The organism is Priestia sp. USM5 (assembly GCF_058323215.1).
The window spans coordinates 18,882-31,045 of sequence record NZ_JBSGKN010000008.1 but is presented as its reverse complement, the minus strand read 5'-3'; the positions used below and the strand labels follow the sequence as shown (position 1 = coordinate 31,045).

Here is a 12,164-nt window from a genome sequence, read left to right as displayed (position 1 = left end):
TAATCATTCCTTTCGCTTACGTTTCCACGTATTAACTAAATGAGACCATGCGCTTCTGAAAAATGGCATTGGATCATTCCATGCAAATAGAGCAAACTCTTTTTGACCTTGCAGCCCCAGATAAAAATCTTTGAATGTCATTTCGGAAGTTTTTTTCTTTTGAAGGAAAGTAAGGTAATACCTTATAAGGTAAATCCATTTAATACCGTCTATTTGATTCAATCTAGGCTCTGGGTTTTGGTTAGTGAGGTATAAATAATAGGTGTAGGCAAAGTCAATACCTGAGGGGCCTGTGAGACTATGGGTAAGCCAAAAGCGAGGGTTTATTTCAATGAATTTATAAATTCCATCTCTTGGATCCTTTTTGAATTCAGCCATGCCTATGCCTTTGAGCTTTATTTCTTCAAAAAATGGGAGACATATATCGATAAGTTCAGGAACTCTTTTGCTGACGATATGAGCACCTGTTCCAAATTCGGCAGGAAACTGATGGTTTTTTTGTAAGGAGAATAATGCAAGTAGTTCCATATTTTCATTATAGAGAGTAGCTACTTTATAAAAGCATTGATTGTCTCCAGGAATCAGTTCTTGAATAACTAATTGTCCGCATTCTCTATAAAAACAATAATCATTCCTTAACTGCTCAGGAGTATCAAATACAATTGCTTTTTTGTTGATTTTCTTTCTGAACTCGTGGCCGAGAACAGGTTTTAAAATACATGGGAATTCAACATTTAAGATAGCCTCTTCAAGTTCCTCTTTACTATCTATTACATATGTTTTTGGACATGGAATATTATGCTTGACGGCGAGCTCGTAAGTTTTGTTTTTATCAAGCACTTGCTCAACTAAATTATCATCAGGTAATAAAAACAAGAAGTAATTTAGCAATTCGTCTCGGTTTTTGGAAATGAATTGTACGTAGTCATCTGCTCCTGTATACAAGACAGGTTTTGAACCAATTTTTTTAGAGAGATTAATTAAGAAGTTTAATAGTTTCTTTTCCTCAGTTATAGGACTAGGGCATATACTGCAAGTAGCTAGGCGTGATTTTCCTATTTTATATGGTTTTTCTGTGTCAAAAGCGTAAACATTAATACCTTTTGCTGTTAAGCTTCTAATAATGCCAATCCCGTTAGCGCTCAAATCAAGAATAACTGCAGAGTGTTCATGGTTCATACTTTAATTCATCTCCCAAAAATCAGTGTACAAATGTTTTATTTTTCCTACCATGCTGTCTACAGTTAAGTGGTTTTTAGCATGGTTTTTCGCAGTTGTGCTCATTTTATTTCGCACTTCTTTATTTGTAATGAGAAATTTTAATGCATGTGCTAGCTGTTTAGGGTCCCCAGGTTCGACAATAATACCTGTTTTATTATGCTTTATCAGCTCAGGAATTCCTCCGCAATTTGTGGAAATTACAGCAGTACCACTATGCATAGCTTCAATTATTGAAATGGGTAAGCTATCATTGATTGTTGGAAGTACAAAAATGTCAGTTTTATTTAAGAGTGAAGGTACATCGTCTCTAGAACCTAAAAAGTTTACCATTGATAAACCCAGAGCCTTTTTCTGTTTTTCTAATTTCTCTCTCATTTGTCCATCACCGACGATTAATACCTCTACATTGGAAGTATATTTTTTTAGACGTGCCAGTGCGTCAAACAGATAATTATGTCCTTTTCGAGGACCAAGCCTAGCTACGCATGTAATAACTAGCTTTTGTGAATCCTTTTCTTTTCCTTCCCTTTGGTTCACTGGATAATCAATTCCCGTAATAACTGTAGTGATGTTTCTGTTTTTTGCTCCTAGCTTTATTAATGGTTCACGAAACGAATCGCTTAAAACAATAATATGACTTGCATATTCTATTGCTTTACTTTCAAGCTCCGTAAAATATGCTTCTTCTACAGACGACTTTTTAATGATGTTAAATTTGAGTCTGTTAGATGTGAACATTCCATGGGGCGTGTAAAATAAGGGTTTATTATAGAATTCATTAAATCTTCCCAAGATATTTGCTGTAAATAAATCTTGTGCATGAAGAATATCATATTTTTCTAAATTTATTGTTTCGAGCATTTTTTCATATACATATATAAGTCTTTGATGATTTAAAATTCTGTCATTGTAACTTCCATAACGTTTGGTAAAAAAATGTTTTAAATTTGGGGTAGCAACTTCTCGGAATTGCTTTACTTTTGACATTGAAAATTGATTAGGAGAAATAATGTCTACTTTATGTCCTTGACTTTTTAAACCTTTACTTAAAGTAGAGATATAATTCGACAGTCCACCCACGTGAGGGAAGCTCCAAAAGGTAGCAATTAAAATAGAAAATTTCTTTTTCGAATTTTTTCTTGAAGAGCTTCTTCTTTTCGAATTTTCTTTTGAAATGGTTTTTCTAGAAGAGCGCGACTTAAGTCCATAATATTGGTCTAACGTGTCGATTAGATAGGGGTAGGGAAAGGCAATTTCATGGTTCATTTCCAAACCCTCCTTATAATTTCAAAAGCTTCAGCATAAGGTACGCCAATGCTCATGCCTCTTAGCCTTCCTAAGTACTTAACACCTTCATAAGAACGAGGATGAGGGAACGATCTCATTTCGAGATCATAATGTTTAAGGGCATTAAGTTTACTTTCCATGGTGGCCGTAACATCTACAAAAAAATTTGGTTTAAATGTCTTTTCACAAGAGAAAGCACCCCATTCACTCGACGAAACGGTTTCAAATGTAATTAATTCTATGGGGGAAGTATATGGGAGTGGTCTAGTTGCAGTTAATACCGCCTGAAAAGTGATCTGATGATCTCTATTTAGATCTCCATAGTGATGTGTAAAAATCTTGACCGGTTTGTATTTTTTGATAAGCTGCTCGATTTCTTTCGTTAATTCGTGAAGAGGAATCATTTCTAGTTCCAAATTGACATGCTCAAGAAATACTACTTCTTCAATACCAATTTCTTTATTAGCAAGTCGACCAAATTTCTGAATATGATGAGCTTCTTCCTTTCTGCCCAAAGCAGTAATTACCGAAATTACTTTATACCCTTCATCTACAAATTTTTTTAAGGTTCCTGCGGTTCCTAATAGTTCATCATCAGGATGAGCCCCGATTACTAATATACAATTGCTCATATCTGTGCCTCCTGTAGCTTTTTCTTCTATACTTGTACTATAAACAATATATGAGCTTATCCAGATATTAGAAACCGTCATTGGCGGAGAATTAAAAATTAGAGCTATACTAATTAATATAGAAGGCATATTTGTTGCTTCTTTCATTATGTAATTTTAGTAGTAAGAAAAAGTAGAGCCATAAAAGAAATAAGACCTATTGCTAAATGCCAATAGGTCTTATTTCTTTTTTAGGTAAAATTAATACTTAGAGTTTAATTTCCATAAATTTATAACTCTCATTTCTTTACAAGTATCCTTACAAGAATCATGTTTTTTATGTTTCTCACACTTTTTACAAGGATTTTTATGATCTTTCTCTTCCAAAGTCCAATCTTCTTTATACTTCATATCAATATTCACCTCTTTCATTACTATAGTATGTAACCGTTGGTAACAGGAGAGGGTGCTTGTCTTGGATTTGAACAAAAATTTTTCGCGAACTTATATGTAGATGGATAAGTATACAAGCAATTTATTTATAAACGAATAGAATAACAAATGGGGAAGGAGGAACAGAATGGGAAAATCATATTTTCATTATCGTAGTGATCATGATAGGTGGGATAGGCTTCCGAAAGAAACTCTCTTTAAATGGCACAATAAGAAAAAGTATCAGCTGCTGAGTAATAATAATGTCCAGCTTGTTCCGTCTAACAGCGTTAAAAAATTAGACTTGTTGAATGATAAAGCATTTGGGCACTCTTCTCAGAAATTAATAGGAGAAAAAGAAAATGAACTTATGAATTTTAAAAGGTATAAGGTAGTTGGACAAGGCAAAGATGGTGTTATTTATCAATTGACTGATAATCGATGTGTAAAAGTATTTTTTAAGGAAGAGGTATATAAAAAAGAGTTAGAAGCAATAAAAGTGGGGCAGTCGTCTTTTATTATTCCTCATCTCTACGATTATGGACCAAATTACATAGTCATGGAATATATAAAAGGAATTTCCTTGGCAAAACATCTGAAAAAAAATCAATATATAGAAAAGGCTTTGGTTATACAATTGATAAGCCTCTTTAATGAATTAAAGAAATTAAGTTTTCGTAGACAAGATACGGAATTACGGCATGTTCTAATAACTGAACAGGGAAATTTAAAAATAATTGATCTTAAAAGAGCTTTTAGTTCTAAGCGACCTACTCCTATTAAATTACTAAAAGATTTGAAGGGATTAAACTTATCAAAAGAATTTTTATCTCATCTTAAAGATATTCAACCTTCTCTTTATCAAAAATGGAGAAATTTTGATAAAGAGTGAACTCCTTAAGAAATATTTGAAATCATTAATTGTAGCAACAATAATTGTGTTTCTATAAGATTATTGTTGCTACAGGTTATAAAATAAAATCATGGTTATGCCACCTCTTATAGAACATAAGTATCCACGTTATGTTCTTATATTAGGTATCGGTTATTGTATAAGTTGACTGATCACCGACAGGGAGGGTAGCAATGACAATATTAGTGGCACCATCAATGACAGAGACTACACTATTTTCTTCATTCGTTACGTGAATTTGATTATTGGCTGCGTTAACATCAACCATAGAAGGTTGTTCTATGACAGGTACTATTCCAATTACAGCATTTGTACCTGCATCAATGACGGAAACGGTATCACTATTTTTATTAGCTACATAAATACGATTGTTAGATAGGTTAGCCCCTAGGTCAGTAGGCTGATCACCGACTTGCACTGTAGCCATTACAGCATTCGTCAATCCATCAATGACAGAGACTGTATTTTTAAATTTATTAGCTACATAAATACGGTTAATATAGGGATGGACATCTAAATTAATTGGGTGGGTTTCTACAGGTATTGTGGCAACAACAATATTGGTTGCACCATTAATGACGGAAACAGTATCATCCCCAGCATTTGTGATATAAACTCTATCCGTGTAGGGATTAACCCCTACACCTGAAGGTTGACTCCCAACTGGAATAATTCCAATAACTGTATTTGTACCTGCATCAATGACGGAAACTGTATTATCACCTTTATTAGTCACATAAATACGATTAGTAGATGGATTGCCATTTACGTTTGCTGGCTGACGTCCTACATTTATAGTGGCAATTAAATCATCAGTTAATCCATCCATCACAGAAACCGTATTGTTATCCTCATTTATTGTATAAATTTGATTAGTAGATGATTTTCCTTTTGGAGATAAAAAATCACCTGCAACATGCACAACCTTTGCTTTTTTTCCCATTTAACTCAACTCTTTTCATAAATACTGTTAAGAAAATTGTTGAAAACATAAGGCACTTACCTTATGTACAAATATATGATGTTAAATTTATTTTATTATCTTAAATTTTTAGGCGACAGAGATGGCTAGTACAGTTAACCTAAGATAGAAATGCTACTGTTTTTATTTAAATGAAAATATTGGTGAGTAAAAAATCGCTTCAACAACATGTGAAAACAAGGGGGAATTGTTTCCTTTTAGGCCATTCCTGCATATGTTGTTATGAATAACGACCTTATATAGAAGGAGCGATTAATATGAGTGATTCACCTAAAAAACCGGAGATTGTTCCAAATAAGTTAATGGACTTATTAGTAAACGATGTTTTTTCTAAACATGGCATAGATAAAGAAAAAATTAAAGGAAACCTATCTGAAGAGAAAAAACAAATGCTTAAAGAAATGGTTGAAGATTTGTCAAAACGAGTGGATGAGTTTGTAAAACAAACAAATGCTACCAACAAAAAAAAATAAATTATATTATTTATAAACGCCGTTAAATAGGCGTTTTTGTTGTTTTTTAAAATGGTTGCACTCAATGGTCAATTGGCCCAATCCTATTGATTGGTATGTTCATATATTAATACATACCATGAAAAAGGAGTGTTAGTTATGTCATCTAAAAAGTATTATTCTTACGATGTAAAGAAAAAATGCAAAAGCAAACATAAAAAAGATGATCCTAAGAAGCATTGTAAAGATGGCTGTAAAGTAGATCACTATGAAAGTGAATCTACGGAATATGATTACTATAATAGTCGTGAGAGTTTCGAAAGTAGGGAGAGTTTTGAAAGTTTTAATGCAGAAGTAGTTCAAGAGGCAGATCAACTTTCTTTAATTGACCAAGAATCAGATGAATTAATTTGGATCAAAGATTCTTGTGATGTTAATGTCACTACAACAGATACTCAAGCAGCTATCGGTATTCAAGTGGCTATCCAAGTAGCCATCGCTATTGTAATCCGTATTGCCATCGGCGATACTGTTCAAAAAGATGGTGTGCTTCAAGACTTATTACAGCTATCTGAAATAGAGCAAACAAATAAACAAAAAATTTATATTGAGAATTCTAAAGACGTAGAAATTACAACGACTGATACAGACGTGGCTCTTAACGTTCAAGTATTGTTACAAGTATTAGTAGCTATTATTGTACTTGTCGATGTTCTTTAATTAAAAATTAAACGAGGTGAGAAAAATGGGTGAAAGAAAATGGAGAGCACTAGACCATTGTGAAAATAAACGGTTCAGTGGTAGAGACGTATGGCAAGAAGCTGATCAAATAGCTGCTACTGAACAAAAATCTTTTGAGAAAATTATTGTTAAAGATTCAGAAGGTGTTAGAGTACAAACGACAGATACTCAAATTGCAGCGACTATTCAAGTAGCTTTACAGATAGCTATTGCAGTAGTAGTTCGTATTACAATCGGTGATAATGTGCAAGGAAACAGCGTCGTTGAAGAACTAAAACAATTCGCTAGCATTAAACAAAAAAATTCTCAAAAAACAATTATTGAAAACTCTACAAATGTAAATGTTACAGCTACTGACACAGATATCGCTGTAAATCTTCAAGTACTATTACAAGTATTAATCGCTATCTTAGTTACATTAGACATCCTTTAATATGTAACTAACCTTCTGAGCGTAAAAACAAGGAAGGGAAATTATTGTAATCCTATATAGGAAAACAGAATAAACAGGGAATTTTATTCTGTGAATGCATTTAGCTAAATTTATTCGTGCGTGTTTTAGTAAATAAAAGAAAGTAAAAAAGCCTTCGCGTTTATAAAAGCGAAGACTTTTTTATTAAATAAAATTGAATAATATTCTTAATCCGAATAAGCAACTCCATTAAAACTTTCTGGTCCAACTCTCACAGTTCCTAGGATGTTACAAGTGATGAAAGCTGTGTAAATTAAAAGATTAGAAGCTGGCTTTGGTACATTAAAATCTGAAGCAGTAAACGTAAAAAGCTGTGGTCCTAAAAGGTTAATATTCAACGCCTCCGATGAAGAGTAGACAACTGGGTCGTTAAAGGCAGTACCTCTTACAATAGTAATTGTAACAGTAGTTGCGACAGGGAGGAGTGGTAATTGGCAAGCTACAGTACCACTTAATTGAGTACGAATAGCACCTGTAGCACTTGTAACGTTGAGGCCAATTTGACCGAATAGACCTGGATTAGAGAGAAGTGTAATAGGGATAGAAATAGAGTTAGCTATACTAGCATTTTGAGATGTTCTAGAATCTAATAATATCGTCATGGTATTTTTAACCTCCTTTCTATGTACTATTACTATATGAAATGGTGACCTGTAGTGATTGGACAAACTAATTACCTTATAGTGTTATTTAAACTGTTATTAATTAGATTAACATCTGATTAAGGATTCTTTTAATGAAAAAGTGTTCGAATTTAAACCATACATACTGAGAGATACACATAGAATGATCATATGTAAAGCAATAAATTAGGTGTCAGGAAAACAGCTTAATGAGGCCTCATGATGGCTAGAATTCTTAAAGGCGGAGGAGTATATATGAAGGATATTCATTTGTTTTTAATTGGATATGTAAACTCAAGTTCGATAAAAAAAGCTATAGATTCGGTGCATCTTATTAATAATCGTATAGATGAAATTATTATCTTAGACATACCGGAGTCTTTAAACCAATTAGGATTGACTTTTGAAGGTGCAAAGACAAAATGTATAAACTTACTTGATAATGATTTAGGGTTAACATTAAATCATCACATTCAATCACTGTCTTGTGAATATGTCATGTTCTTGTATAGTTATGATTATTTAGATAATAGTATTACGAAGCATCAATTAGCATTAGATGATGAGAAAGTTGTAATGACTTACGATATCACAATTAATAATAAAGTTATACAGCGACCGTTTTTGTCAAAGGCTTCTTTTCTCCAACAACATCCCTTCTCTTTGAGATGCCACATTCCATTTAAAGAATCTGTTCTTCCATCTTGGCTTTCAACAGTAGATGAACTATCTATCGCTTCTTCACCGAATAAATTGGTTAATCAAACATTCATAGATAAAACCAGTAGTAATCTTCAAAAGTTAAATTTTATAGAGAAGTATCAGCAAAAGTTAGAGAAACAGAACTTAGCTCCTTCAATTGCTGTTATTATAGCTAATTATAATATGGCTAATTATGTAGGGATAGCTATTAACTCGTGTATTCTGCAAAGTAGTCTTCCAGAACAAATAATAGTAGTTGATGATGGATCAAACGATCATTCCCTAGAGATTATAAAAAGTTTTAAAAACACACCAGGTTTTAGGTTTCTTAGTAAAGATAACGGTGGGAAAGCAAGGGCTCTTAATGCGGCTCTATCATATGTTGAAACAGAATTTGTCATGGAGTTAGATGCCGATGACTGGCTAGACCCAGATGCATTTTACACTATAAGAAGATGTTTAGAAAATTTAAAGGAAGATGTAGCTGTTCTCTACGGTAATTTAAGAGCATGGAAGCAGAATGGAGAAGAAAATATAAGGTATAAAGGGTTAAGGAAAGGACGAGCGATTCTCAATAGAAACGACCTTCTTTCCTATGTATTTCCCTTAGGACCTCGCATCTATCGTACGTCGACTTTAAAACAAAATAACGGGTTTCCTTTAATTGATTTTGAAGGAGGACGAATGTATGAGGATGTAAGTGTATTAAATGATCTAATAAAAACACATCGATTGTTATATAAGGATATGACAGTTTATAACGTAAGGGAACATCCGTTAAGTATCACGAAAAAAAATCACTCCAGTTGGAGTGATTTCTTAAAATACCTTGACTAGTTTACGCAACCGGTGAAATTTTAATTGAAGTAATTGATGGAAGAGCAATAGTTAAAGGAAGAGTAGTTCCGCCATATCCATATCCCACAGTTTGAAGGATTGTAATAAGGCCATTTGTTACAGCAGTGATAATTCCTTCAACAAAGCCATCTGCTAGTGCGATTTCGACTGGTGTACCAATACGCTTTGTTAATTCAGCTACTAAAGTACTTTCAAACATAGTATGACTCCTTCCTTAAAGTGATGATACTGTTTCAACTTTAGAAAGTGGGATATAGTTTAACGATCCGTCACTTTCAGCAACTGCCACGTAGTCTGATAAAACAGCAAGTAAAACACCTGTAATGGTTTCATTTGGTGTAGATAGTTGAACTGTTTGATTAACACGATTTTTTAAGTCGTTTCTAATCGGGGCTGAACCAGATGAAATTGGTAGTCCTGCTAATATGGAGAGAAGATTTCTTAAAAGATCACTAGCAGAAGTAGTAGTAGTACTTACAAGACCCGTAGTAGTGTTTAAGATATCAGTTGTAGTCGTATTAACGGTATTTAAAAGGCCAGTTGTAGTTGTATTAACAGTATTTAAAAGATCTGTTACGACAGTAGTAGGATTAATAGTATTTAAGGCGTTAGTTACAGTAGTAGCAGGGTTGACAGCATTTAAAAGGTCTGTAGCAGAAGTAGTAGTTGTGTTGACTGTTTGAGGTAATGAAAGCAGGTTTTTTAACAACGCTGCTCTTGCTTCACTTGATAGTGCCAATAGAATTCATCCTTTCTTAAAGCAAAGTTTTTGCATTATTATCTATGTTTTATAATATGCTTATCCGATTTTAAGGTGCTCGGCGGTTTACCTAATTTACTTAAAAATCCGCCTTTCTTATACAGTAGCAAGAACTAAATAGTAATTAAGAGTGTTCTTTATATTTTAACGCTAGCTGTTCCATTACGTGTTTATGACGATTAATTACAATTTTGTTTTCTTCTTTTATAAAAGAAGCATATTTTTTGCTCCCCATATTTTCATGTATCCTTGATAACAAAAGGGGCTGAGGGATGTATTGTAAATCGAATATTTGAATGATTCGTAACCATAAGTCATAGTCATGAGTATAAAGAAGTGTCTCGTCAAAAAGACCCACATGGTCAAACACACTTTTGTGAATCATAATTGAGCAGCCGTTAATAATATTTCCTTTGCTTATTCTAGTGATAAGATCTAATTTATTTAACGTCTGAATACCTAAAGGCGGACTAATAATTCGTCCTCTATAATTGATGGCGTAGTAATTTGTGTGACTAAAAAAGGCATTATGAGTTTTCATCGATTCTAGTTGTATGGCGATTTTATGATGATCATAAATATCATCAGAACTAAGCCAACATATATAATCACCTGTTGCTTGCTGAATTCCTACATTTAAAGCACTCGCTGTGCCACCATTTTCTTTTGTAATATAGATGATTTTATCTAAATAGGGAAGGATTTTATCCGTATGCTTAGTAGATCCATCATTTACTACTATAATTTCAATATTGGTGTAGGTCTGTTTAGTTAAACTATCTAGTGCATGATCGATATAAGAGCAATTAAAGAATGGCACAACAATAGATACTTTTGACATATTCACTTCTCCTTTCAAGAATTAAAAATCTGTGATTATGTTTTTAGGGAAAATAACAATTTTTAAATTTACATCGCATTTATTAACATATGTAACACGGTTTACATATGAAATAGAAGTTTATTAATTCTACACGTAAAGGTGGAGAGGGAAAATGAATGTATTATTCGTGTTTTATGTTCCAAGTGGAGGAGTAGAAACGTTAAATCGTCAAAGGTGTAAAGCCCTTAAAAAGTACAACATTAATGCTCATTGCCTTTATTATGAAAATAGAAAGAAAAGCATAAATGACCATGGGACCCAAACGTTTGTAACGAATGAAGACCATGAAATTAAAAAAATACTTGATGAAGGAGATTATAGTCTCATTGTCATTGTCTCAGATTTTCAAGCTCTTCCTCGGTTCAGATCGCTTGGATATCAAGGGAAAATGATTATTGAAATACAAGGGTACGGCCCAAAAAGTACAGCAAAATCTGCTCTTACAGATGCTATACCTCTTGTCACTAACTATGCTTCAGGATTTCTTAATCCCAAGACTCCTCATATCGTGCAATTACTAGATGAACTCTACCCCTCATTTCCAAAGTTTAGTTTCAACAATTGTTTTGATACTAATCAGTTCTCCTATAAAGCTGTACCTACTAGTCATCAGCCTAACGTCGCATGGATTGGGCGAATCGAAGATAACAAAAATTGGAGAGAGTTCTTAAAAATCGGTAGCGAATTAATCCATAATCACAATTCAAACATACGATTACATATGTTTGAAGACCCTACTCTAAGCGAAGCTAAGGAAAGAGGTCAATTTGAAAAATTAATTAAACAGTTAGATTTAGAAAAACATCTTTTTCTTCATGCAAACGTTCCGAATGATCAAATGGCCGTTTATTTTTCCATGATAGGGGAATCAGGCGGGTTTTTATGCTCTACTTCAAAGGTAGAAGGAGCCCCATATTCTCTTCTTGAAGCGATGAGTTGTAAATGTCCGGTTTTAACCACTGACTCCGATGGCGTAAGAAGCTCAATTATTCATAATAAAACGGGGAAATACTATACATTAGGTGACGTTACCGAAGCTGTTAAAGAGGCAAAGGAGTTAATGACGGATTCTCAGTTAAGAGAAAAGATACGTAAAGATGCTTTTGAGCACGTAAAAGTAAATTTCAACCCAGATTTATACTGTGTGAATTTTATTTCAATGATTCAATCACTGGGACTAAACCTCAGTAAGTAAATAAAATACCAGATATTTTCTAGTATCTGGTA

At 33.3% G+C, this 12,164-nt stretch carries 15 protein-coding genes; 6 read left to right on the top strand and 9 right to left on the bottom strand.

Annotated elements, in window-relative coordinates; all coding sequences use genetic code 11:
* Nucleotides 1-3 precede the first annotated feature (3 nt).
* The 4 genes from ACWATA_RS28470 to ACWATA_RS28455 form a co-directional block, all read right to left on the bottom strand.
* Nucleotides 4-1,179 carry a carboxylate--amine ligase gene (locus ACWATA_RS28470; protein WP_154992524.1) on the bottom strand — a complete coding sequence of 392 codons (1,176 nt, stop codon included), beginning with the start codon at nucleotides 1,177-1,179 and terminating at the stop codon, nucleotides 4-6.
* Nucleotides 1,180-1,182: 3 nt separating this feature from the next.
* Nucleotides 1,183-2,487 (bottom strand): glycosyltransferase family 4 protein, encoded by a 1,305-nt coding sequence (locus tag ACWATA_RS28465; RefSeq protein WP_154992526.1) that lies wholly within the window; start codon nucleotides 2,485-2,487, stop codon nucleotides 1,183-1,185.
* A complete protein-coding gene (locus ACWATA_RS28460; RefSeq protein ID WP_033580846.1) occupies nucleotides 2,484-3,140 on the bottom strand; it encodes a PIG-L deacetylase family protein in 657 nt (218 codons plus the stop codon). Before ACWATA_RS28460 ends, ACWATA_RS28465 begins: the two co-directional genes overlap by 4 nt.
* A 240-nt stretch (nucleotides 3,141-3,380) precedes the next feature.
* Entirely contained in the window at nucleotides 3,381-3,530 is a 150-nt protein-coding gene (locus ACWATA_RS28455) for a hypothetical protein (protein ID WP_014462112.1), read from the bottom strand.
* Nucleotides 3,531-3,699: 169 nt separating this feature from the next.
* On the opposite strand from ACWATA_RS28455, the gene ACWATA_RS28450 reads away from it, so the two are divergent.
* Nucleotides 3,700-4,443 (top strand): hypothetical protein, encoded by a 744-nt coding sequence (locus ACWATA_RS28450; RefSeq protein ID WP_228307897.1) that lies wholly within the window; start codon nucleotides 3,700-3,702, stop codon nucleotides 4,441-4,443.
* A 142-nt stretch (nucleotides 4,444-4,585) separates the two neighbouring features.
* Here ACWATA_RS28450 and ACWATA_RS28445 read toward each other — a convergent pair whose 3' ends face one another.
* Nucleotides 4,586-5,407 (bottom strand): YncE family protein, encoded by an 822-nt coding sequence (locus tag ACWATA_RS28445; protein WP_154992531.1) that lies wholly within the window; start codon nucleotides 5,405-5,407, stop codon nucleotides 4,586-4,588.
* 296 nt (nucleotides 5,408-5,703) lie between these two features.
* On the opposite strand from ACWATA_RS28445, the gene ACWATA_RS28440 reads away from it, so the two are divergent.
* From ACWATA_RS28440 to ACWATA_RS28430, 3 genes are all read left to right on the top strand, one after another.
* Nucleotides 5,704-5,919 (top strand): spore coat protein, encoded by a 216-nt coding sequence (locus ACWATA_RS28440; protein ID WP_014462115.1) that lies wholly within the window; start codon nucleotides 5,704-5,706, stop codon nucleotides 5,917-5,919.
* A 138-nt stretch (nucleotides 5,920-6,057) separates the two neighbouring features.
* Entirely contained in the window at nucleotides 6,058-6,618 is a 561-nt protein-coding gene (locus tag ACWATA_RS28435) for a spore coat protein (RefSeq protein WP_014462116.1), read from the top strand.
* Nucleotides 6,619-6,643: 25 nt separating this feature from the next.
* The gene (locus tag ACWATA_RS28430) at nucleotides 6,644-7,072 is read left to right on the top strand and encodes a spore coat protein (protein WP_014462117.1); all 429 of its coding nucleotides are present in this window, start codon (nucleotides 6,644-6,646) and stop codon (nucleotides 7,070-7,072) included.
* A gap of 206 nt (nucleotides 7,073-7,278) precedes the next feature.
* Here ACWATA_RS28430 and ACWATA_RS28425 read toward each other — a convergent pair whose 3' ends face one another.
* Entirely contained in the window at nucleotides 7,279-7,713 is a 435-nt protein-coding gene (locus tag ACWATA_RS28425; RefSeq protein ID WP_014462118.1) for a hypothetical protein, read from the bottom strand.
* 243 nt (nucleotides 7,714-7,956) lie between these two features.
* Between ACWATA_RS28425 and ACWATA_RS28420 the strand changes: the two genes are divergently transcribed.
* The gene (locus ACWATA_RS28420) at nucleotides 7,957-9,273 is read left to right on the top strand and encodes a glycosyltransferase family 2 protein (RefSeq protein ID WP_034327521.1); all 1,317 of its coding nucleotides are present in this window, start codon (nucleotides 7,957-7,959) and stop codon (nucleotides 9,271-9,273) included.
* 1 nt (nucleotide 9,274) lies between these two features.
* Here the strand turns inward: ACWATA_RS28420 and ACWATA_RS28415 are convergent, their stop codons facing one another.
* The 3 genes from ACWATA_RS28415 to ACWATA_RS28405 all read right to left on the bottom strand — a co-directional run bounded on the left by ACWATA_RS28415 (nucleotide 9,275) and on the right by ACWATA_RS28405 (nucleotide 10,895).
* Complete coding sequence (locus ACWATA_RS28415) at nucleotides 9,275-9,493, bottom strand: hypothetical protein (protein ID WP_014462120.1); 219 nt, start codon at nucleotides 9,491-9,493, stop codon at nucleotides 9,275-9,277.
* Between the two features lie 15 nt (nucleotides 9,494-9,508).
* Nucleotides 9,509-10,033: a hypothetical protein gene (locus ACWATA_RS28410; RefSeq protein WP_014462121.1), complete on the bottom strand. Its 525-nt coding sequence runs from the start codon at nucleotides 10,031-10,033 to the stop codon at nucleotides 9,509-9,511.
* Between the two features lie 145 nt (nucleotides 10,034-10,178).
* Nucleotides 10,179-10,895 carry a glycosyltransferase family 2 protein gene (locus tag ACWATA_RS28405; RefSeq protein WP_034327523.1) on the bottom strand — a complete coding sequence of 239 codons (717 nt, stop codon included), beginning with the start codon at nucleotides 10,893-10,895 and terminating at the stop codon, nucleotides 10,179-10,181.
* A 154-nt stretch (nucleotides 10,896-11,049) separates the two neighbouring features.
* Here ACWATA_RS28405 and ACWATA_RS28400 point away from each other — a divergent pair, with 154 nt between their 5' ends.
* Nucleotides 11,050-12,132: a glycosyltransferase family 4 protein gene (locus ACWATA_RS28400; RefSeq protein WP_014462123.1), complete on the top strand. Its 1,083-nt coding sequence runs from the start codon at nucleotides 11,050-11,052 to the stop codon at nucleotides 12,130-12,132.
* The last annotated feature ends 32 nt before the right edge of the window (nucleotides 12,133-12,164 follow it).

Excerpts from the sequence above, each read along its gene's own strand:
- ACWATA_RS28455 (WP_014462112.1), bottom strand. The coding sequence starts at position 3,530 with ATGAAGTATAAAGAAGATTGGACTTTGGAAGAGAAAGATCATAAAAAT.
- ACWATA_RS28445 (WP_154992531.1), bottom strand. The coding sequence starts at position 5,407 with ATGGGAAAAAAAGCAAAGGTTGTGCATGTTGCAGGTGATTTTTTATCT.
- ACWATA_RS28405 (WP_034327523.1), bottom strand. The coding sequence starts at position 10,895 with ATGTCAAAAGTATCTATTGTTGTGCCATTCTTTAATTGCTCTTATATC.
- ACWATA_RS28465 (WP_154992526.1), bottom strand. The coding sequence starts at position 2,487 with ATGAACCATGAAATTGCCTTTCCCTACCCCTATCTAATCGACACGTTA.
- ACWATA_RS28460 (WP_033580846.1), bottom strand. The coding sequence starts at position 3,140 with ATGAGCAATTGTATATTAGTAATCGGGGCTCATCCTGATGATGAACTA.
- ACWATA_RS28420 (WP_034327521.1), top strand. The coding sequence starts at position 7,957 with ATGGCTAGAATTCTTAAAGGCGGAGGAGTATATATGAAGGATATTCAT.
- ACWATA_RS28450 (WP_228307897.1), top strand. The coding sequence starts at position 3,700 with ATGGGAAAATCATATTTTCATTATCGTAGTGATCATGATAGGTGGGAT.
- ACWATA_RS28470 (WP_154992524.1), bottom strand. The coding sequence starts at position 1,179 with ATGAACCATGAACACTCTGCAGTTATTCTTGATTTGAGCGCTAACGGG.
- ACWATA_RS28425 (WP_014462118.1), bottom strand. The coding sequence starts at position 7,713 with ATGACGATATTATTAGATTCTAGAACATCTCAAAATGCTAGTATAGCT.
- ACWATA_RS28430 (WP_014462117.1), top strand. The coding sequence starts at position 6,644 with ATGGGTGAAAGAAAATGGAGAGCACTAGACCATTGTGAAAATAAACGG.
- ACWATA_RS28400 (WP_014462123.1), top strand. The coding sequence starts at position 11,050 with ATGAATGTATTATTCGTGTTTTATGTTCCAAGTGGAGGAGTAGAAACG.
- ACWATA_RS28435 (WP_014462116.1), top strand. The coding sequence starts at position 6,058 with ATGTCATCTAAAAAGTATTATTCTTACGATGTAAAGAAAAAATGCAAA.
- ACWATA_RS28440 (WP_014462115.1), top strand. The coding sequence starts at position 5,704 with ATGAGTGATTCACCTAAAAAACCGGAGATTGTTCCAAATAAGTTAATG.
- ACWATA_RS28415 (WP_014462120.1), bottom strand. The coding sequence starts at position 9,493 with ATGTTTGAAAGTACTTTAGTAGCTGAATTAACAAAGCGTATTGGTACA.